General features: G+C 63.4%; 16 protein-coding genes. All 16 read right to left on the bottom strand.

The annotated features are described in order from the left end of the window. Positions 1–80: 80 nt before the first annotated feature. The 16 genes from fdhF to AB1384_00625 all read right to left on the bottom strand — a co-directional run bounded on the left by fdhF (position 81) and on the right by AB1384_00625 (position 21,807). On the bottom strand, positions 81–2,813 hold the full coding sequence (gene fdhF / locus AB1384_00700) for a formate dehydrogenase subunit alpha (GenBank protein MEW6552791.1): 2,733 nt from the start codon (positions 2,811–2,813) through the stop codon (positions 81–83). Positions 2,814–2,823: 10 nt separating this feature from the next. Beyond that, positions 2,824–4,608 (bottom strand): NADH-quinone oxidoreductase subunit NuoF, encoded by a 1,785-nt coding sequence (nuoF, locus tag AB1384_00695; protein ID MEW6552790.1) that lies wholly within the window; start codon positions 4,606–4,608, stop codon positions 2,824–2,826. Beyond that, positions 4,605–5,126 carry an NADH-quinone oxidoreductase subunit NuoE gene (nuoE, locus tag AB1384_00690; protein MEW6552789.1) on the bottom strand — a complete coding sequence of 174 codons (522 nt, stop codon included), beginning with the start codon at positions 5,124–5,126 and terminating at the stop codon, positions 4,605–4,607. Before nuoE ends, nuoF begins: the two co-directional genes overlap by 4 nt. A gap of 447 nt (positions 5,127–5,573) precedes the next feature. Beyond that, on the bottom strand, positions 5,574–6,458 hold the full coding sequence (locus AB1384_00685) for a dihydropteroate synthase (protein ID MEW6552788.1): 885 nt from the start codon (positions 6,456–6,458) through the stop codon (positions 5,574–5,576). Positions 6,459–6,510: 52 nt separating this feature from the next. Then, a complete protein-coding gene (gene lipA / locus AB1384_00680; GenBank protein ID MEW6552787.1) occupies positions 6,511–7,407 on the bottom strand; it encodes a lipoyl synthase in 897 nt (298 codons plus the stop codon). 30 nt (positions 7,408–7,437) lie between these two features. Then, positions 7,438–8,472: a methionine synthase gene (locus AB1384_00675; GenBank protein ID MEW6552786.1), complete on the bottom strand. Its 1,035-nt coding sequence runs from the start codon at positions 8,470–8,472 to the stop codon at positions 7,438–7,440. A 285-nt stretch (positions 8,473–8,757) separates the two neighbouring features. After that, positions 8,758–9,675: a methylenetetrahydrofolate reductase gene (locus AB1384_00670; protein ID MEW6552785.1), complete on the bottom strand. Its 918-nt coding sequence runs from the start codon at positions 9,673–9,675 to the stop codon at positions 8,758–8,760. A 13-nt stretch (positions 9,676–9,688) separates the two neighbouring features. Continuing rightward, positions 9,689–10,354 (bottom strand): methylenetetrahydrofolate reductase C-terminal domain-containing protein, encoded by a 666-nt coding sequence (locus tag AB1384_00665; GenBank protein MEW6552784.1) that lies wholly within the window; start codon positions 10,352–10,354, stop codon positions 9,689–9,691. 125 nt (positions 10,355–10,479) lie between these two features. After that, positions 10,480–11,829, bottom strand: a complete 1,350-nt coding sequence (acsC, locus tag AB1384_00660) for an acetyl-CoA decarbonylase/synthase complex subunit gamma (GenBank protein MEW6552783.1) — start codon at positions 11,827–11,829, stop codon at positions 10,480–10,482. A gap of 131 nt (positions 11,830–11,960) precedes the next feature. Further along, a complete protein-coding gene (acsB, locus tag AB1384_00655; protein MEW6552782.1) occupies positions 11,961–14,144 on the bottom strand; it encodes an acetyl-CoA decarbonylase/synthase complex subunit alpha/beta in 2,184 nt (727 codons plus the stop codon). Further along, complete coding sequence (gene cooS / locus AB1384_00650; GenBank protein ID MEW6552781.1) at positions 14,144–16,081, bottom strand: anaerobic carbon-monoxide dehydrogenase catalytic subunit; 1,938 nt, start codon at positions 16,079–16,081, stop codon at positions 14,144–14,146. Before cooS ends, acsB begins: the two co-directional genes overlap by 1 nt. Positions 16,082–16,145: 64 nt before the next feature. After that, positions 16,146–17,087 (bottom strand): acetyl-CoA decarbonylase/synthase complex subunit delta, encoded by a 942-nt coding sequence (locus AB1384_00645; GenBank protein MEW6552780.1) that lies wholly within the window; start codon positions 17,085–17,087, stop codon positions 16,146–16,148. Between the two features lie 78 nt (positions 17,088–17,165). Further along, positions 17,166–18,104: a tetrahydrofolate dehydrogenase/cyclohydrolase catalytic domain-containing protein gene (locus AB1384_00640; GenBank protein MEW6552779.1), complete on the bottom strand. Its 939-nt coding sequence runs from the start codon at positions 18,102–18,104 to the stop codon at positions 17,166–17,168. 228 nt (positions 18,105–18,332) lie between these two features. Continuing rightward, the gene (locus AB1384_00635) at positions 18,333–18,959 is read right to left on the bottom strand and encodes a cyclodeaminase/cyclohydrolase family protein (protein ID MEW6552778.1); all 627 of its coding nucleotides are present in this window, start codon (positions 18,957–18,959) and stop codon (positions 18,333–18,335) included. 84 nt (positions 18,960–19,043) lie between these two features. Further along, on the bottom strand, positions 19,044–19,817 hold the full coding sequence (locus AB1384_00630) for an AAA family ATPase (protein MEW6552777.1): 774 nt from the start codon (positions 19,815–19,817) through the stop codon (positions 19,044–19,046). A 1-nt stretch (position 19,818) separates the two neighbouring features. Beyond that, positions 19,819–21,807 carry an ASKHA domain-containing protein gene (locus tag AB1384_00625; GenBank protein ID MEW6552776.1) on the bottom strand — a complete coding sequence of 663 codons (1,989 nt, stop codon included), beginning with the start codon at positions 21,805–21,807 and terminating at the stop codon, positions 19,819–19,821. Positions 21,808–21,883: the final 76 nt, after the last annotated feature.

Here is a 21,883-nt window from a genome sequence, read left to right as displayed (position 1 = left end):
CGCCCCAGTCCGCTACTATTCTACCATCGAAACAATCGCAGGTCAGCAAGATAGCCCTATTTGATCGCCGCCTGCCGGACTCACATCGTGCTTGTAGTGTATTCCAGGGCAGACATGGATTTCCCAGTCAGGATACGCACCGCCGCCACCTTGAATTCCGGGATCTTCGCCACGGGGTCCAGGGCGGGATTGGTCAGGGCATTGGCGGGCGATTCACCGAAATGGAAGGGGACGAAGACCACGCCCTCCCCCACCTTTCCTGTCACTTTTGCCTCGAGCTTGATGGCGCCCCGTCGCGACTGCACGGCCACCTCCTGGCCCTCCACGATCCCGAGCCTCTCGGCGTCGGCGGGGTTCACCCAGACCTGGTTGCGCGGCGCCAGCTCGTCCAGGGCTTTGACGCGTCGGGTCATGGTCCCGGTGTGATAGTGGGTGAGCAGCCTGCCGGTGGTCAGCACCAGCGGAAACTCGTCATCGGCCACCTCCGCCGGCGGCCTGTACTCCACGGGCTTGAAGAGGCCTTTGCCCCTGGTGAATTTGCCTATATGAAGGATGGGGGTCCCGGGGTGCCCCGCGTCCGGACAGGGCCACCTCAGCTCGCCCAGCTCGTCCAGCCTGGCGTAGGAGATGCCAGCGTATGACGGGGTGAGGGAGGCGATCTCCTCCATCACCCGCGGAGCCGAGACGTCGCCCATGTCGTAACCCAGCCGGGAGGCGATCTGGGCGATTATCCATGCGTCTTCCCTTGCCTCTCCCGGGGGTTCCACCGCCTTGCGCACCCTCTGCACGCGGCGGTCGGTGTTGGTGAAGGTCCCCTCTTTTTCCGCGAAGGAGGCGGCCGGCAGCACCACGTCAGCGTAGCGGGCGGTCTCGGTGAGGAAGATATCCTGCACCACCAGGAAGTCCACCTTCTCCAGCGCTTCCTTCAGGTGCTCCACGTCGGGGTCGGAGATGACCGGGTTCTCCCCCATTATATACAGGACATCGATGTCCCCCTTGTGGGCGCCGTCCATCATCTCCATCAGCGTCAGGCCGGGGTTGCCGGGTAGGTAACCCACGCCCCAGGCGGCCTCGAACTTGTCCCTGACCGCGGCATCGGAGACGGACTGGTAGCCGGTGATGACGTTGGGGAGACCACCCACGTCGCAGGCCCCCTGCACGTTGTTCTGCCCACGCAGCGGGTTGACGCCACCGCCTTCCTTGCCCAGGTTGCCCGTGAGCATGGCCAGGTTGGCCAGGCTTAGCACGTTGTCCACGCCGGTGGTGTGTTGGGTGATGCCCATGGCGTAGACGATGGCTGCGCTGTCGGCGCCGGCGAAAGTGCGGGCGGCGCGGCGGATGTCCTCGGCATCGACACCGCAGATCTCAGCGGCCCGCTCCGGCGCGTACTCCTCCACCACCTTCTTGAACTCCTCGAAACCCTCGGTGCGCTCGCGGATGAATCCTTCGTCCGCGAGGCCCTCCGCGAGGATGACGTTCATCATGCCGTTGAGAAGGGCCACGTCGGTGCCGGGCCTCTGCTGGATCCACTGCTCGGCATAGTAACAGAGGCGGATGTGGCGCGGCTCGGCCACGATGAGGCTGCAGCCGTTCTGCATCACCGCCTTCTTTATGCGCAGGCCGACGATGGGGTGCCCCTCGGTGGTGTTGGAGCCGATCACCAGGATGCAACCCGCTTTCTCCAGGTCCTCCATGGAGTTGGTCATGGCCCCGCTCCCGAAAGCTGTCGCCAGACCGGCGACGGTGGAGCTGTGTCATAACCGGGCGCAGTGGTCTACGTTGTTGGTGCCGACCACCGCGCGGGCCAGTTTCTGCAGCAGGTAGTTCTCCTCGTTGGTGCAGCGGGCCGAGGTCAGGAAGGCCACGGAGTCGGGCCCCTTGCCGTCCATGGCCTTTTCGATATGCTTGGCCACCGCCCCCAGGGCCTCCTCCCAGGTGGAGGGGACGAGCTCCCCGTCTTTCCTCACCAGGGGCACGGTAAGGCGGTCCTCGTGATGGACGAAGGGATAGCCGTAACGCCCCTTGACGCAGAGGTTTCCCTGGCCCGGTCCCACCATCACCGGCGATGATACCTCGACGATCTCTCCGTCGCGCACGTGCAGGTCCAGCTGGCAGCCGCATCCGCAGTAGGCGCAGGTGGTCCTGACCTTCCGCACCTGCCAGGAACGTCCCTTGCCCCTGGAGAGAACGGAGGTTATGGCGCCGGTGGGACAGGTGGACACGCACTGGCCGCAGAACTCGCAGGGCGATTTCTCCATCCCCACGTTGTAGGGGATCCCGGGCACTCCCTCGAAGCCGCGGTTGACGAAGTCGTACACTCCCACGCCCTGTACCTCGCGGCAGATGCGGATGCAGCGGCCGCACAGGATGCACTTGTCGTAGTCGCGCTCGATGAGCGGGTTGTCCGTGAGCACCTCGTAGTGGTGCTCCTCGCCCTTGAAGCGGGCGTCCTTGACGCCGTACTCGTAGGCCAGGTCCTGCAGCTCGCAGTCGCCGGTGCTCTCGCAGGTCATGCAGTCCTTGGGGTGGTCGGAGAGGATCAGCTCGAGGATGGTCTTGCGTATCCTCACCAGCTCCTCGGTGGCTGTACGCACGACCATACCGTCGGTTACCGTTGAATAACAGGCCGGGAGCAGTCCCCTGGCCCCTTCCACCTCCACCAGGCAGATGCGGCACGCCCCGTAGGGCTCCATGCGCTGCTCGTAGCAGAGGCTGGGGATGCGTATGCCGTTCTCCCTCGCCGCCTCCAGGATGGTGCGGTCGGAGGTGGTCACGATGTCCTTGCCGTCGATGCTCAGGTGTACCTGTTCCATTCCTGCCACCTCATTCCGCGTAGATGGCCTCTTCCGGGCAGCGGGAGAGGCATAACTTGCAGCGAATACATTTATCGGGATCTATGGAATGGGGCTCTTTCTTCTCCCCCGCAATCGCCTCCACCGGGCATATCTTGGCGCAGGCGCCGCACCCGGTGCAGGTGTCCTCCCGGATGCGCAGTGTGATGAGCGCCGGGCACACCCCGGCGGTGCATTTCTTGTTGAAGATATGGTCCTCGTACTCGTTGCGGAAGTACTTCATGGTGGTGAGCACGGGGTTGGGGGCGGTGCCGCCCAGGGCGCACAGGCTGGCGGCCTTGATGTCCGCGGCCAGGGTGCTCAGACGCTCCAGGTCATCCGGCTCGCCTTCCCCGCCGCAGATACGCGTAAGTATCTCCAGCATGCGCTTGGTCCCGATGCGGCACGGCACGCACTTGCCGCAGCTCTCCTCCTGGGTGAAGGAGAGGAAATAGCGGGCCAGGTCCACCATGCAGGTGGAGGAGTCGGCCACGATCATGCCGCCGGAGCCCATGATGGCCCCGGTGGCGGTGATGGCGTCGTAGTCCACCAGGGTGTCCAGGAGGCTGGCGGGAAGGCACCCCCCCGAGGGCCCTCCCATCTGCACCGCCTTGAACTCTTTTCCCGCCTGCACGCCCCCCCCGACGTCGAAGATGACCTGGCGCAGGGTGTAGCCCATGGGGACCTCGGCCAGGCCGCTGCGTCGCACCTTGCCGGCCAGGCAGAAGACCTTGGTCCCCTTGCTCTTCTCAGTGCCCACGGAGGCGTAGCGGTCGCCGCCGTTGGCGATGATCCAGGGGATGGCCGCCAGGGTCTCCACGTTGTTGATATTGGTGGGTTTGCCCCACAGGCCTTCGTTGGCCGGGAAGGGCGGCCGCGGGCGGGGCATGCCCCGCTTGCCCTCGATGGAGGCAATGAGGGCCGTCTCTTCGCCGCACACGAAGGCGCCGGCACCCTTTTTGATCTTGATGTCGAAATCCCAGTCGGTGCCGAAGATGCCTTTGCCCAGGTACCCCCACTCGCGGCAGGCTGCCAGTGCGATCTCCAGCCGCTTCAGGGCCAGCGGATACTCGGCGCGGCAGTAGATGTAGGCCTGGGTGGCCCCGATGGCGTATCCGGCGATGATCATGCCCTCGATCACCGCATGGGGGTCGCCCTCGAGCACGCTGCGGTCCATGAAGGCGCCCGGGTCGCCCTCGTCGGCGTTGCATACCAGGTACTTCTGGTCCCCGGCCGCCTTGCGCGCGAAGCCCCACTTGGTGCCGGTGGGAAAGCCGGCGCCGCCGCGGCCGCGGATGCCCGACCTCGCCACCTCGTCGATGGTGTCCTCCGGGGACATTGAGGTCAAGGCCTTGCGGGCCGCCTCGTATCCGCCGGCGGCTATGTACTCCTCCATGCTCTCGGGGTTTATGTTGCCGCAATTGCGCAGTACTATGCGGTGCTGGTTGGAGAGGAAATCGCCCTCCGCGGCCTCGGCGTCGTCCGAGCGCTGCACCACCCAGTCATCTATGACCTCGCCCCCCGCCACCGCCTCGAGCATTTGCGGGACGCGCTTGGCGGTGAGGTCCCCGTAGACGATGGACAGGCCCTCCGGGGTGGTCACCTCCACCACGGGTTCCCGGAAACACACGCCCATGCATCCCGCGATATCCAGGTAGGCCTGGTACTTGCCCGTTGCCAGCTCGTTTTCCAGGGCTTCCTTGACCGCCGCGGCCCCGGCGGCGATGCCGCAGGTGCCGTAGCCCAGCACCAGCTTGGTCTTGCCGCCCGCGCTCATTCTTCCGCCTCCCCGCCATCGCCCCGGTACTTCTTGAGCACCCTGCGGATATTGGCCGGCTTCAGCTTGCCGTGGGTGTCCTCGTCCACGATCATGATGGGCGACAGGGAACAGGCCCCCACGCACATCACCGACTCCACCGTGAACTTCATGTCCGGGGTGGTCTGGCCGTCCTTGATGCCCAGGAGGTTGGCGATCTCTTCCGAGATCAGCTCCGCTCCCGCCACGTGGCATGCCGTGCCGTGACAGACGCGGATGAGGTGCTCGCCGATGGGCTCCAACCTGAACTGGGTGTAGAAGGTTGCCACGCCATAGACCTGGCTCAACTGGTATCCCGCCCCCCTGGCCAGGGCCCGCATCACCTTTTCGTCCAGGTAGCCGTAGGCCTCCTGCGCGTCCTGGAGCATGGGGATGAGCGCGCCCTTCTCCCCGCTGTACCTCTCCAGGATGACCTGCAGGGGGGCCAGGTCGTCCGGGTCCGCGAAGCGTTTGCTGCACTCACAGGCTGCGTCGTTCATCTTATTCTCCCGTTTCCTCCCACTACGGTCTTCCCGTTTCCGCTCGTCCTGTTCCCCGCGGGGTGGGGTCGGGCGTTATGTCGCGAGCCGCAGGCGAGCGGTTGAAGGCCTGACTCCCGTTTCCAATTACATATACTCACGCCTCGCCCCGTAACCTGTCGGTCCGCGCACTCCGCTCCGCCTTTCCCGTAGGGTGCGGGCAAGCACTTATACCGGCCCCGGTCGCCATTGCCTATAACCCACGTCCGTTCCTTTCCCCGCAGGATGGGGTCAGGCCCACGTTATACGCTGCAGGTACAGGGGACGGATTCCAACCCTGCTTCCCAGCACTCAAACCTATAATGTGTGCCAAGAACGCTGTGAGGCTTGACCCCATTTCCCATTACCTGCCTCTCTTGTCACGGACTGTGACCCGACGGTCCCCTCAGGACCGACGTTACTCTTCTCCTACAGCTCCAGATATGAATGCGCGTACAGGGTCTCCTCCGTGAGCACTTTCCATGTCTTGAGCAGCTTGATGGTGAGGGGATCGCTCTCGTCCACCGCTTCCCCCTTCACGATCTTCTCGACGATCTGGTACTCCTCGTTCTTGTTCATGATACCCATGAGCTCTTCGTCATTGGGATCGACGATGGCCGCCGTCAGTCCCTTGGCCATGAGCACCGCGAGGAGGGTGCGGTTGATAAGGCTGCACAGGGCCTCGTCAGGCACGCCGTTGGAGACGTTGGAGAGCCCTACCACCGTGCCCGGAGGCGGGTCGAACTCCGCGAACACGCCCTGCAGCATGTCCATGGAATCGACCAGCGCATGCGTCTGGTCCTGGGTCACGCTGATGGGGAGGACGATGGGGTCGATGAGGATCTTCTCCATGGGGATGCCGTACTCCTGCGCGGCCATGAGGATGTTATAGGCCACCTCCACCCTCTCATCGGCGTCGCGGGGCACATTGCCCTGGGCGTTGAGGGTCAGTCCGACCACCCAGGCGTTGTGCTCGACGGCCATGGGCATCAGTTTCTCGATGCGCTCGGGCCCGGAGGAGATGGAGTTGATCATCACTTCTCCCTTGACCACCTCAAGGCCGGCCTTCATGGCATCGATGTTCATGGTGTCCAGGGCCAGGGGCAGGTTGGTGACCTCCTGCACCGCCTCTACCACGAACCGCATCTTCTCGGGGCCTTCCTTGGTGGCAGGACCCAGGTTTATGTCCAGCCAATTGGCCCCACCCTCGGCCTGCAGCAGGGCCATCTCCTGGATGGGTTTCTTGTCGCGGTCCTTGATAGCGGCCCCGATGGCCTTCATCATCACGTTGACCTTCTCGCCGATGATCAGCATTTCTTCCTCCTCCTTGGTTAACCCTTGGTCGGCGTTGCGACCCGCTTTTTTCCTACTTTTTCAAGAGCTCTCTCGCACGATACGAGCTGCGCACGAAAGGTCCGGAGGCGACCTGGCCTATCCCCGCCCCGGCCGCTTCGGCGCCCAGTTCATCGAATTCCAGCGGGGAGAGAAACCGGTCCACCCTTACCTGCCCGTTTGAGGGACGCAGGTACTGCCCGATGGTGAGCATATCACAGCCGGCGTCCGCCAGGTCGCGAAGGAGGCGGCCGAGCTGGTGCCGCGTTTCCCCCAGCCCTACCATTATCCCGCTCTTGGTGTTGCTCGCGGGCGCGATGCGCTTCGCCTCCCGCAGCAGTTCCAGCGAAGCGCCGTAGTCTGCCTGGGGCCGGACACGTGGGTACAGCTCTTCCACCGTCTCCAGGTTGTGGTTGAAGACGTCCGGCCCTTCGGCCAGCACCACCTTCAGGGCTTCGAGATCGCCTCGGAAATCGGGGGTCAGCACCTCCACCGAAGCCCCGGGAAGGCGCCGCCTTACCTCGCGCACGGCGGCGGCGAAGTGGCCGGCGCCCCCGTCCGGAAGGTCGTCCCTGGTCACGCTGGTCATCACCACGTGGCGCAGGCCCATGGAAGCTGCCGCCTCGGCCACCCGCTGCGGTTCCCCGGCGTCGACCTCGCCCGGCACGCCCTTGGCCACCGAACAGAAGGCGCAGTCACGCGTGCACACCTCGCCAAGGAGCATGAAGGTGGCGGTGCGGTTGGAGAAGCATTCCATGCGGTTGGGGCATTTCGCGCTCTCGCACACGGTATGCAGCCCCTTTTCCCTCAGGATACCGTCCACCTCGTGCAGGTTCCTGCCGGCATGGATCGGGCGGTGCAGCCAGCGCGGCATACGGACATCGTTATGCGGCTGCCTGCGGCTACCGGCCCTGCGTTCCGCGTCTCCCAAGTTCCATCTCCTCTTTCAGCCGTTGCGCCCTCATCCCCGCAACCTCTCAGAGAGCTGCGCGGTCAGGCTATACGCCCTCTCCGCCTGCGCCGGGGTCACGCCGTCCAGGCCGCAGGCGGGTGTGAACATGGCCCTTTCCAGCAGGAGGTCGCGCGGGACTCCCCTTGATACCAGCAGCCCAACGCCCGCCTCGAAACGGCGGGCGAGGCTCTCCCCGTCCTCCCCGTCGATCTCCTGGTTGTTCACTGCCAGGCCCCAGGCCAGCACGCCTCCACCCTCCAGGAAGGCGGCCACTTCCCCGGGGTACAGGGCCAGACTCTCCATGTAGCTGTAGGCGTCGAAGTTGACCACCCGCAGGCCGGCCTGGAAGAGCAGGCTCCAGTCGGTGTTGCCGCAGCAATGCGTGCCGGTGAGGCAGGTCAGCCCCTCCGCGCACTGCCGCAGGGAGTCCACGACCCGCTCCGGGCCCACGCTGACCAGCGCCGAACCCACGGAGACCAGGTAGGGCTCATCGAAGAAGATGAGCACCTCTTCCGAAGCCCCGGTCTCCCTCAGAAAACTCTCCATCCACCTCGCTTTGAGGTTCAGGAGCTTGACCATGGCCCCTGCGAGCTCATCGTTGTAGAGGATAGGCCGGTTGTTCTCGTCCATCACCGTGAGGCCGAAACTGATGGGGCCGGTGACCTGCCCTTTGAGCAGGGGATACACCTTCCCCTCCCGCTTGAGCATCTCCGCCATGGCGTACAGCCCTGCTGCGTACTCCTCCGACACCCTGAAGGGGTCCAGGTCTCCCTCGAGGTAGGCGCGGTAAACCTCCTCGATGCCAGGCAGCAGGTCGCCGGACGTGTCGCAGAACACCTTCCGCCTCTCCGTGTCGACCACGACGCCGGGGAGGCCTTCGCTGTATTGAGCGTACATGTTCTCCCTGAAATCGCGCCGCGGCAGCTGAGGCCAGGCCGGTGCCTCCCTGAGATAACGCAGGGTCATGCCGCAGGCCTCCTGCGGATCCGTGTAAGGAAGGCTGCCAATGGCCGTGGCCATCATGGAAGGTTTCCAGTTTCCCATAACCTACCACCAACGCCTCGATCTGTAACCCGCCGGTCTTCCCGCCCCGCTCCTTCTGTTCCCATAGGGTGGGGCCAGCATTAATACTGGCCCCAGTCGCCATTACTTAAGCCTACCGTACCGACCTGTAACCCGCTGGTCTGCTCACCCACGCCCGGTCTTTTCACCGTAGGTCGGGGCCAGCATTTATACTGGCCCCGATCGCCATTACATAAACCCAGCGTCAGGTCTGTTCGATCCTGTAGCGCTAGAGCATACCCGTGCTTCCAGGGCCAACGCTCTTCGTTACATCTTCGAGATGTCCACTCCGGCCTCATCCAGGATCTGGGGCACAACGCCCTCTTTCCCGATGGCCATGATGTGCACGCCGTCGCAGAGCTTCTCGTCGATGCACTGGCGGATCTGGCGGGCCATGATCCTGATGCCGGTGTTCAGCGCTTCGCCCTTGGGGGCGTCCGCCATCTCCTGCACCAGGTTATCGGGCACGAACACGCCGGGCACGTTGGCGTTCATGTACTTGATGGCGCCCATGCTGGTGAGCAGCACCAGTCCCGCGCAGATCTTGACCTTGTCGTCGATCTTGCGTGCTTTCTCCATGAAGCGCTTGAAGTTGTCCATGTCGTAGACGGCCTGGGTCTGGAACCACTGGGCTCCCGCCTCGATCTTCTTCGCGAACTTGAGCATCTGGGGCTCGATGGGATGCGCCTCGGGGGTGACGATGGCGCCCTTGTAGAACTCCACGCCGCCCTTCAACTCGTTGCCGCCGGAGTCCTTGCCCTCCTCCATGTTGCGGATGAGCTGCAGGAGCTGAACGCTCTCGCAGTCGAAGACCGCCTTGGCTTCCTTGTGGTCGCCGACCGGGACGGAGTCGCCGGTGAGGCAGAGCACGCTGCGCACGCCGCGCGTGTAGGCGAAGAGCAGGTCGGCCTCGATGGCCAGGCGGTTGCGGTCGCGGCAGGTCACCTGCAGGTTGGGTTCACCGCCATGCTCCAGGATGATCAGGGCGGTACCCAGGGACGGGTAACGCATCACTGAAGACTGGTTGTCGGTGATGTTCATGGCATGGACCTTGTCCTTGAGCAGATCGATGTGCTCGATCATCTCGTCGATGTCGGTGCCCTTGGGGGGGCCGATCTCCCCGCTGACCAGGAAGGTGCCGGACTCCATGATCTCCTTTATGCCCGGCTTGACATGCTTTTCCATGAGCATGGTCATCCTATTCACCCCCCTCGCCCTTTTTCTCGAATATGACCCTGCCCGGCTTCATGCTCGCCTGCCAGTTCTTGAGACCGTATATTCGCTGGAAGCGGTCCAGCTTGCCCATCTTCTCCAGCTGGTTATAGATGAGGGTCCAGCCGCAGTCCTTCTCCTTGTCGGTCTCGCACTTGCCCTCGTCGGTGCCGCCGCAGGGCCCGTTGAGGATGCCCTTGTGGCAGCGGGTCACGGGGCAGATGGCACCGAAGTCCTCGAGCACGCAGTCGCCGCACAGGGAGCACTTCTCGGTGAAGTTGCCCTGCCTGAGGATGTTGCCCAGGAAGACGGTGTTGTTTGCCGGGTGCACGCCCTTCTCGGTCGACTCGCGCACGGACTGGCAACCCGCCCCGCAGGTCATTACCAGGAAACCGTCGGCGGATTCCACCGCTTCCTTGTTCTCCCTGAACTTCCTCTTGGTGTTGAGCTCGTGGCATACTTCGTCATATACGATAGTGCCGGTGACCGTTTTGCCCTCCGCCTCGAGCTTGGTTTTCATCTCGGCTACCTGCTCCTCGCCGCCCGTCTCGCAGGTGGTGGAGCAGAGGCCGCAGCCGATGATGAATACCTTGTCCTCGCCCTCGAGTTGCTTTAATACCTCCTCGAACGGCTTCGATGTAGTGATGATCATCTCTTGCGTTCCTCCTCCGTACTGTGATCTTTACCGCGTCTATGGCACGGCGGCACCCGCTACAAGGCGCCCACTATCGCTCCGGGACACATCTCTTCGGGCCGCCGCCTGCTCTCCCGCTCCACCTACGTGGTCGAGAACTGGCGCAGAAAGGCGGGTATGTCCGCCGCTTCCCTGGTGCCGATGATGATCTCCCAATCCGGGAGCTCCTCCTCCAGCTCGCCCGAGATCTGGGCCACGTAACCAGGGATGATCAACTTGCGGTGTTTTACCTTGTCCGCGATGCCCGAAGTGTTGACGAACTTGGCGATGACCTCGGGGACGAACTTACCAGCCGCCCAGGCGGTGAGCACCGACTGCCCGTCCACGTCCACGATCCCCAGCCAGGCCGGGATCTTGCTCCCCTCGATCTCGCCGGAGACGATGAAGTAGGTGAGGGAGAAGTTCGTGGTCAACAGCACCGGGCTGTTCTCGTCCGGGGACCCGATCTCGTACCACTTGGAGTCCACGGCCATGGGGCGCTGGGGGTCGGTGAATACGTTGAGGCCCAGCACCAGCAGCGGGTACATCCTCCACTGCTCGGCATGGGAGAGCACCACGATGCCGCCGTACTTGCAGATGTACATGCCGGCCAAGGCGGTCTCGTAGAGCTCATCGTCCGTCTCCTCCACCGGGAAGGTGATGGTCGGGAAGCCGAAGGTCGCGAATTTGTCGTTGAGGGCCGCGCGGCGGATGGCCACCAGGTCCTTGAAGGTCTCCCCCGGCTTGCGCGGCGCGGGGTCGAGGACCAGGTCCTTGAGTCCCATACCCGTGAGCTTGTCCGAGAGCTCGGCCAGCTTGTCCAGGTCGGCCGCCTTTACCGCCAGGGGCAGGTCCTTCTCCTTGGCCAGCGCGCCCATGGCATCGGCGTTTGCCTCGGTGGCGGCATAGAGCAGCGGCCGGGAATCGCCCGCGGCCTCCACTCCGGCCTTCATGACCTCCACGTCCTCGGAGATGAGGATTAGGGGCTTGGCCGAAGCGCCCTTGACCTTCTCCACCAGGGCTTTGAACTTGCCGGCGTCGCCGGAAGCGGCCTTGAGTGCCAGGGCCCCTACCTTGAGAATGACGCCCACGCGCTCGTGCTCGCACTCGTTGGCCTGCTTCACGAGGGCATCGACCTTTGCATCGTCCATGTCGTCGCTTATCAGGACGCCCAAGACTGCGGGGTTGAAGAAGGTCTTCTCGTGGCGGAACAACACCAGCTCCTCTCCCACCTTGAAGGCCTCGTCCCCGCTTCCCACGGTGACCCCGCGGATAGGCGGGGCGCTGGCCTCGGCCAGCTCAGCTCGCACTTCGTCCGTAACGTAGGGACATTCGTCGAGCGCCGTCTGCCCCGCGGCCAGCTTCATGGCGAAAGCGAGACAGGTCGGGAAGCCGCATTCTTTGCAGTTGGTCTTGGGTAGCTTTTTGAAGATATCCAAGCCCGAAAGTCCCATGTCATAACTCCTTCCTACTTGTTCAGCGGTATTCCCACCTTGTTATTCCAGACGAGGGAGGGGTAGTCAGAGTGCCTGACCCCTGGGCTTGAAAAACCGGCCACTCCGACAATCCCCTCCCGCAATCTCTATCAGAACATGGGGTCCATGGTCAGGGCCGGATGCCCCTTCTCCTCCAGCCAGGGAAGGAGTTCCTCCTCCGTAGTGCCCACTTCCTCATCGGCGATCTTGTTGATGAAATCGGGGTCGCCTATGTCCTCGTCTTCGCAGCGCTTGGCGAGCTGCTCGGCCAGGGTCTCCTTGAGCGCCTTGGGCATCCACACCACCCGCTTGAAGCCTCCGTCCGCGGAGATGAACTTCTTGGAGGTGATGTAGACCTTGCCGATGCCGATAAATCCCGGCGTCACGTTGCCGCCGCCCACGGTGTTGGCCAGGGTAGAGAAGGGCATGCCGCAGGGGGTGTCCCCGGTGTGCTCGCGGTTTACGATCATCACGCCGTTGCACATGGGCAGGAAGGCCACGATGCACTCGAAGCACCCGCACGAGGTCATGGGGTCCTCCATCATCGTATACATGTACACCGACTCCACCACGGATCCCGACTTCTCCTTGACGAACTCGTTCACCGCCGGCCAGGCGCCCTTGACCTCGTCGACGCAGTCGCCCTTTTTCACCGGCTGGTTGGGCCCGGTGGGGTCGATCTCGTAGGCGGCCTTGCCGTCCAGCCAGTTGTAGGCACCGCACAGGCCCAGCCTCTGGGGCGAGATGATGCACACGTGGGTGGGTGCGAAGGACTGGCACAGGGTGCAGGAATAGAAGGTGTCCACGGACTCGTCGGTCATGCCCGCCGTCTTCTCGTCGCGGTAGCGGTAGGCCTGCCGGGCCGTGGCCTCCCACTTCTCCACGTCCTCGGGGTTGGTGTAGATGGTCACCTTCACCTTGTCCACGATGGACGGGAACTCGTTGATGAGCTTGGCATGGATGATCTCGCCGTAGTGGCGGATCTTGAACCCCTTGGACTGGGCCTTTTTGCTGATGCGAGTCCACACGATGTCGCGCTGGCCCATGTGCCAGATGCCCTCGGCGCCGTTGATGAGGTGGTGGATCTGGCGCTCCAGGATGGACTCGAAGTCCTCCTGCATCTTGCGCCCGGCCACCTCCACCACGATGCCCAGGGGAAGGGCGCTGCCCTCCTCCACGTCGTCGATCTCCGGGCCCACGACCTGGATGTCGTGGTCGTCGATCTCGTTGATCTCTCTCATCACCACGTACTCGAAGGCAGGGGTGATGTTCCCCCCGAACTGCAGGTACATATCGTCCTTGCGGATGACTTCGCCCTCGAAGGCGGGGCCATAGGCCATGGGGATTGGGATCTGGGCGATCTGGATCTTGAGGCCCCTGACCTCCACGCACTTCTGGACGATGTCCTCTTCCGGTATGTCCGATACCACGTGTTCGTAGGTGCAGATGCCCGTGGGGAGGATCTCCGGGATCTTGGTGTTTGCGATGGTGGGGAAGCCGTAGTTGATGGCCCCCGCCGCGTAGGCGTACTTCTGCTCGTCCACGTAGTCCAGCGCCAGCACGAAGGCGAAGATGCGGTTCTTGTTGTAGCGCAGGATCTTGCTGAAGTCGCCCGGCTGGGCGCCGCCGAAGGACATGGCCGCCCTGGCCGCGAAACCGAGGGAATAGACCGCCGAGGACATCTCCTTGCCGTAGGGCACGATGCGCGTGTCCCAACCCAGCTGGCGGTCCACCGACATGAGCTGCTCGGTGATGGTCTTGCCGTCGATGTGGCCGGACATCCACACGTACAGGTTCTTCTCCAGCAGTTCCACCACGATCTTATCGGCCATCTCCGCGCTTGAGGCCAGACCCACCAGGGCGCAGAACCCCGGGGCGCTGCCGTCCACGAACTCCACGCCACGCTCGCGCATGATCACGTCGTCCGCGGCCCCCAGCCATATGTCGTCCACCGGGGGGTTGGTCACGTACTTGCACCCCTCGATGATCTCCCCGGCGAAGAGGGTGGCGATACCCGCGTCCATGGTATGGCCCAGGTAGGGCACCCAGTGGCCCTGCCGCGGCACGGGGGGAAGGAGGTCCTTGGCCAGCTCCAGCGCCTTGGCCATGTCCTCCACCTTCTCCACCTTGTGACCGGAGAGGGCGTAGATGATGGGCAGGTAGTAGCCCGTATTGGGGAACTCAACCGCGGCGGTGGCGCCGGCCGCCTCGAGCGTCTCGTTGAACATGCGCTCGGCCTCGGCCACCTCCTTGTAGGCCCCCTTGATGGCTCCGGTTGCGATTATCCTACTCATTAGATCTCCAACTCCCTCCGCATTGCCATGTCGTAAAGCACCCTCTCGCGCTTGGCCGAGATGCCCAGCGCCTCGCGCTTGCCGTCGATGAGGCTCAGCAGCTTGCCTACCATCTTCTCCGGGTCCGCCTCGAAGTGCCAGCTGTTCTTGAAGATGTCGTTGTACTTCTCGAACAGGTGCTCGGTGACGTTCTTGCTGCCCAGGGTGGGCCAGCTGACGCCGAAGACGGTGGCGGCTCCGGAAGCCACGAAGTACTCCCCGATGGAGATGGCCTTCTCACTCATCCACTCCGGGGCACAGCCCGCGGCGGGGAGGTCGCTGATGTCGTCCCCCAGGCCTCCCTCGTTCACCATGGCGGTGAGAGCGATGAGGATGCGGCTGTTGTCCACGCAGGATCCGCAGTGCAGGACCGGCGGGATGCCCACCGCCTCGCAGACCTCCCACAGCCCCTGGGGGCAAATCTCGCGGGCCACCTCGGGGAGCATGAGGCCGGCCTTGGCCACCGACTGCGCGGCGCATCCGGTCATGACAACCAGGCAGCCGTTGGCGATGAGCTCGCGCACTACGCGCACGTGGATGTCGTCGTGCTTGACGCGGGGGTTGTTGCACCCCACAACGCCCACCACGCCCCGGATGCGGCCGTCGATGATGGCGTCGTTCAGAGGGCGGTAGGACGCGCGGAACTTCCCGCCCAGCATGTAATTGATGTATTCGTGGTTGAAGCCGGCGATGAGGGCTTCCTTCTTCTCCGGAATGACAACCTTGCCCCGGTTCTTGAAGTTGTCGATGGCCGAGGAGACGATCTCCTTGGCGATCTCCAGGGCGTGGTCCTCGTGGAACTCCACGTGGCGCGCGTATGGCATCTTGGCCTTGGGGGAGGTGGTTATGATATCGGTGTGGATGCAGTTGGCGATCTGCCCCACTCCCTGGTAGATGCACTGCACGTCCACAACCATGGCCTCCACCGCTCCCGTGAGCAAGGCCATCTCCTGCTGCAGCACGTTGCCGGCCACGGGGATTCCGTGGCGGGTGAGGATCTCGTTAGCGGTGCAGCATATGCCCGCCAGGTTGATCCCCTTGGCCCCCGCTTTCTCCGCCTTCTCCTGCATCTCCGGCAGGTTGGCGGCCAGCACGATCATCTCCGAGAGGATGGGCTCGTGTCCATGCACCAGGATGTTCACCTGGTCCTCCTCGAGCACCCCGAGGTCGATATTGGCCTCGATGGGCACCGGTGTCTCGAACATGATGTCCTGCAGCTCCGTCCCGATCATGGAGCCTCCCCAACCATCGGAAAGGGCGGCGCGGGCACATCCCAGCAGGATGTTCTCGTAGTCCTGGTCCACCCCCATGTGGGTGCGGTGCATGAGCTCGACCACCTCGCGGTCGATGCCCCGGGGGAAGATACCCAGGTTGCGCCAGATCTCCTTGCGCTTCTCGGGAGCACGCTGGGCAAAGGCCAGCTCGCCTTCCTGCTGCCCGAACATGGCCAGGCAGCGCTCTCCCACCTCCAGGGCGATTTCGTTTATCTCGCGGTCTCCGATCTCGATCTCCAGGTCCGCGGCCACCTCCAGCAGCTTGATGCGGTCCTTGACCCCGTAGTCGACGGCCTCGCCCTTGGCGGCCATGATCAGGGTCTCGGCCACGGCGCGGCCGTGGTCGGAGTGGGCCGATGCGCCTCCGGCCACCATGCGTGCGAAGTTGCGCGCCACGATGGTGTCCATGTTGGCGCCGCAGACCCCCCTGCTCTCGTCGGGTTTCTTGGGGTTGATGCGGCAGGGGCCCATGTTGCAGATGCGGCAGCAGCTCCCCGCCTCTCCGAAGGCGCATCCCTTCTGCTGCTGCACGCGGTCGAAGGCCGTCTCCTGCTCATCCTCCTTCGCTTTTCTGAGCATCTCCAGCGTGGTCTCACACGCTGACATCTCCTCGAATTCTGCCATTTCTGTACTTCCTCCTGTGGACTTTGTCTCAGGTCCTTCGTGAACCGGTTTTCTATATCAAAGCCTATCCTGACAGGTCGGCTATTAACTGCTTGACCATGCGTATGGACTCGGGGTGCCTGAGCACCAGGATGTCCGCCCCGGCCAGGAGCAGCGATACGGCGGTGAGGGTCTCCCACATGATGCCGCGCTTCTCCGGGTCCCCCCACTCCGGGTACTCTTCCTCCGACATCTTCGCTTCCTTGGTCTTCCAGGCCTGGAAGCCGATATTGGCCAGCATGGGCATCTGGGTCATGCCGTCGTCCTGCATGAGGGCGGCGATCTTCAGCCGCTCCATCACCGAATAGGTGTACTCCAGGCCGTAGCCCAGGGCGCCGGTGGTGGGGTCGATGACCAGGCTCTCCGCCTCCATGCCCAGGTTGGTGAGGAGTATGTTCAGCTGTTTTGCCAGGTTGACGTCGATGGGGGTCATGCCCGCCACCGTCTGCTTGTAACCAATGGCAGGGGCTCCCACCTTCTTGAAGTTTTCCTCCTTGGCCGGGCCGATGAGCAGATTCTTGCCCTCGGCCTTGGTGGCTATGACCTTGGCCAGCTCCGCGTCCTTGTCCAGGTCCTCGGTACCGTAGACGATAACCGGTACGTTGACGGCCTCCTCGACTTTGAGCACCGTCTCCGCCGCCGCATCCGGGGAGGCATCCGTGGCCTTGGGGTCGGTGGAGGCGAGCAGCAGGAATATGGCGTCGGCTCCCCACTCGTCCACGGCCTTCTTGGCCCAGGCCACGGGGTCGTCTTTCACGCTTCCCAGAGCCTTCTCCAGAGCGGGGATTAGCTCTCCCACTTCGTCGGACACCTCGGCGGCGACCATGGGCTTATTCGGCATCTCCCCTTCCCAGAGATGGAAGGGCAGGACGTTCTCCCCGCCTACCTTCTTGGCCTTGTCGCCAGCGCCCAACTCTACCTCGCGGACTTTGCCCTTGGCTGTCTCCGTCGGTAGATTGAATGCCATCTCATTTCTCCTTTCCGATATCTTTTTACCGCCGTTTAATATGATATTCTCTCGGCTTCCTGCCTGCGTTGTCTTTTATCATTCAAGCCCGTTCGCGATCCTGCAGGCGCGCAGGGCGTTCTTCATGAGCATGCGGTTGGTCACCGAGCCCACGCCGCCGGGGACGGGGGTGATGGCCTCGGTCATGTCCTTGACGGCATCGAAGGAGACGTCCCCTACCGTCTTAGTCTTGGGCTTGCCCTTGTCGTTGAGTACCGGCTCTCCCGCCTCGTCCAGCACCTTGACGCGGTTTATGCCCACGTCCACCACGATGGCTCCCTCCTTGACCTGGTCGGGCCCGATGAGGTCGGCTTTGCCCGCGGCCACGATGAGGATGTCCGCCTGTTTGGTGTGCTTCTCCAGGTTGCCCTTCATGGAGGTGAAGACGTGTACCACGGTGGTGGAAGCGTTGCGGTTGAGCATGAGGAAGGCCAGCGGCTTGCCCACGATGTTTGAGTGCCCGACCACGCATATCTCCGCGCCCTCGTAGAAATCCTTGGGGTCCATCTTCTTCACGTCACGGGCGTAGCGGTCGAGGATCTCCACCACCGCCGATGGCGTGGCGGGAGGGAAGGTGGGCTCGCCAAGGGCCAGCTTGCCCATGTTGAAGGGATGGAAGGTATCGATGTCTTTATTGACGTCGATGGAATTGATAACCGCGCTGTCGGATACGTGCTCCGGGAAGGGACGGAGGGGAAGGATGCCGCTCACCGTCTTGTCGGCGTTGAGCCGCTTGACGATCTCCACCACTTCATCCTCGCTCACGTCTGCCGGCGGGTTCTCATTGATGTAGCCGAACCCCGCCTCCTCGCAGAATTTCTCCACCTGCCCACGGTACATCTTGGCCCCGAAATCATCGCCCACCAGCAGGGTGGCGATACCGGGGGTGATGCCCTTGGCTTTCAGGGCTTCCGTTTCCGCGACGATCTCCTTCATCAGCTCGTCGCCGATGGCTACACAGTCGATGACCAAGGCCATATCCCTCGCTCCTTTCCTCGCCTCGCGCTCCTTCCAGCTCCATCGCGGTCTTCAACACGGCTCAGCTCTACCTGTTGCCCCAGGGTGTTTCAAACGAGGTCTTGGCGTGCGTTCCGTCCTGTCTCGTTCTCATCCCATTGCTGCAACGTCTTCTAGGTCGAGATAGCTTCGCTTCCTCGCCTTCGCTCCCGCTCCGGCTGCTCGCAGCGGGTCAGGCGCGTCCCGCGCCTAACCCAGTTTCTCATAAGTCATCTGCACTACGCGTTCGCGCAGGTCCGCCGCCTCCTCCAGGATCTCACGGATGCGGTCCCACCTGCTGTCCGAGAACCCCCGGTCTTCTATGCTGTTGACATTGATCTTCACGTTCAAGGCCGCGCTCTGCGCGGCGGCCTCGGCGAGCAGGACCGCAACCCCGGCATCGCTTACCGCCCCGACGTTGCCGATGAGGGCCGACGTCTCCGACAGGCGCGCCACCTCGAGGCATTTCTCGGCGATCTCGAAGGGAACCTCGGTGGCCAGTTTCAAGGCATCCTGGATACGGGCCGCCCTCTCCTCCTTCTCTTCCTCGCTCTCGCGAGGCAGCTTGAAGGCGGCGGATACGTCCGCGTAGACCTCGGTGTCCTTCTGTATCAGGCCCTGAAGGTCAGCGCGGAGTTTCTCTGAGGATTTCAGCAGCGCTTCCACCTGTTCCTGGACATCGGCATATTTCTCTTTGCCCAGGGTAAGGTTGGCGACCATCGAAACCAGGGCGGCTCCAAGAGCAGCGACCAGTGCGGAAACCGACCCGCCGCCTGGCTCCGGTGACCTGGAGGCGAGCTTGTCTAAAAATACGATCATGGGCTTCTCTACGTACATCGTCAGACCTCCCCGGTCCAGTCATAGATTATCTCATCATTTTGTTCATTGCGCCACAATAAATTCATATTATTAGGGGCACCGTTACCCGCCGCCAGCAGCGGTATTCACATAGGCGGAGAGTATCTCCTCCACCCCCTGTCGCGCCCTGCTACTCTCGGGTAGCTCCGAGAGGGCCTTGCCGGCCTCATCGTAGTCACGCAGGACCTCGTCATCGGGCACCGCCCCCGCGATTTCCAGATTGCCCGCCTCGGCGATGGCGCGCAGGTTGTCGGGGAGCCCGTTACGGACCCTGGAGACCACCAGGGCCATGCGCGCGATGTTCAACTTCAGTTCCCGGGCGAGGTCGCGGATACGCAGCGCGGTCTCGACCCCACGCACCGTGGGGTCGGAGGAGATGAACATGATGTCCACGCCGGTCGTGGTGCGCCGGGACAGGTGCTCCATGCCCGCCTCGTTGTCCATGACCACGTAATCGTAGTTGCCGGTCATGATATCGAGGTAGCGGCGGAAGATACTGTTGAGGTAGCAGTAGCATCCGGGGCCCTCCGGTCTGCCCATGGAGATGAGGTCGAAACCCTTCTCCTCCACCAGCGCCTGCTGCAGCAGCATCTCGACCCAGGTGTCCTTGGACATGCCCGCCGGCATGTTCTTGATGTTCTCGGTGAGATGCTCTCTAACGCCGCCTATGGTCTTCTCCGCCCGCGTGCCCAGGGCCAGGTCGAGGTTGGCGTTGGAATCGGCGTCCACCGCCAGGACCGGTTTTCCCGTGGCGCGCACCAGCCATCCCACGCTCAGCGCGGAAAAGGTCGTCTTTCCGGTGCCTCCCTTGCCCGCGACGGCTATAACGTATGACATGTCAGTTTCCTTTCCCTTCGCCGGCCCCGGCCTCCCTGGCCATGCGCTGTACCGAGCGGTATGACTCCAGTTTGTCCTTTACGGTCGGGAAGGCTTCCATGTTGGTATGCGGGAAGAACAGCGCCGACATGTAATGGTCCATGAAAGCCGGGTTCATGGACAGCTCCAGGTAGGTCATCTGGCGGGCGATGTCGTTGGCCTTCTCCATCATCTCCTTGGACAGGGCGGAAAGGTGCGCACCCAACAGGGACCCGTTGCCCACGAACTTGATCTTGTCGTATCCGATGTCCGGGAGGAGGCCGATGGTGACTGCCTTGTCGACCTCGAGATAGCGCCCGAAGGCCCCCGCGATGAGCAGTTCGTCGATCATGGTGGCGTCCATACCCATGGAGGAGAGCAGTATCTCGATGCCCGCGTAGACCGCCGCCTTGGCCCGCATGAGGTTGTCGATGTCAACGTCGGTGATGACGATATCCCGTCGGGTGGCGGAGTCGTCGGCCCATACCAGGACGTACTCGGCTCCGCCTTCTCTGCTGCGTACGCGTTCAGTGGGCAGGTCGGTGTTGATCTTGCCCTTCTCGTTCATGAGCCCGGTGAGGAACATCTCCGAGAGCAGGTCGATGAGACCGGAGCCGCAGATTCCGATGGGCTTCTTGTTGCCCACGGTGATGATCATGGGCTCGTAGCCCACCTTGTCGATGCGCACCTGCTCTATGGCCCCTCCGGTGGCGCGCATGCCGTGCTTCACGCCCCCACCCTCGAAGGCGGGCCCGGCGGAACAGGAACACGAGAGCAGCCACTCGCGGTTGCCCAGCACCATCTCCCCATTGGTGCCGATGTCGATATACAGGGTCATCTTGTCGGTGTTGAATACCCCGGAGGCCAGGATGCCCGCCACGATGTCGCCCCCGACGTAGCTCGCAACGCAGGGGAGCGGATAGAGGTAGACGCCGGCGGCGATGCGCAGCCCGATGTCCGAGCACTTGATCCAGGGGAAGATGGTCCCCGAGGGGATGTAGGGCTCTTCGCGGATGTATTTCGGGTTGAGCCCCAGGAGGAGGTGCATGATGGTGGTGTTGCCCGCCGCCACCACGTGGGTGATGTTGCAGTATTCGATGCCCGCTTGCTCCACCAGGTTCTTGATTAGGTTCCAGATGGTCCCCACCACCACCGACTGCAGTTTTGCCAGTCCGGTGCCGCGGGTGGCGTAGATGATGCGGGTAATCACGTCCTCGCCGAAGGCCACCTGCGCGTTGTAATCCGAGGCGCGCGCCGTAACCTCGCCGGTGCGCAGGTCGATGAGTTCCGCCGAGATGGTGGTGGTGCCCACGTCGATGGCGATGGCCGACTGCCGCTGCGTGGTGTCGTACTGCTCGATGCGCACGGCCCGCAGCTCGTCGCCGGAATCGAGCACGGTCACGGTGATGTCCCAGCTGCTCTGTCGGATCATGTTTGGGAGCCGCTGCAACACCGGATAATCCACCACCACGTCGCGCAGCCCCGCCTCCACGGCCAGGCCGCGCTTGATGCGCTCGGCGTCGCTGGCGTTGTCGTCCAGGGTGGGCTCGGCGAGGACAAGGTGCACCTTGCGGGTGGGAGGATCGAGCTCCCACTCGGGCAACCGCTCCTCCCAGTCCGCCGCGGCCAGCAGGTAGCCATGGGCGGGCGTGGGTTCCGCGCGCTCGAATATCCTCTTATCGCCGATGCGCGACTCCAGCGGCACCGTCACCTCGAGGTCACTCAGCACCCTGGTCTGGCAGGCCATGGCGTAACCCTTTGCGATGTCCACCTCGGTGAGCTTGGGGTTAGGGTCGCGCTCGACCTCCCCTTTCTCGATGACCACGCGGCATTTGCCGCAGGACCCGGAACCCCCGCAGGACGCGTTGATGTGCACATCGGCGTCCATGGCTGCCCTGAGGAGGTTGTCCCCTTTGGCCACAACGGTGTAGCGGTTGTCAGGCAGGAACAGGACCCTGCAATTGCCCTCCACTTACCAGCCTCCAGACCTCAACGTCTCTTCTCGGGTAGATGCCCCGGTCCCTCCTCGGACCGGGGCATCGCTTCCG

The organism is Actinomycetota bacterium (assembly GCA_040757835.1).
Taxonomy (GTDB): Bacteria; Actinomycetota; Geothermincolia; order Geothermincolales; family RBG-13-55-18; genus SURF-21.
The sequence above is the reverse complement of the archived record's forward strand: the minus strand, read 5'-3'. Positions and strand labels throughout refer to the sequence as shown.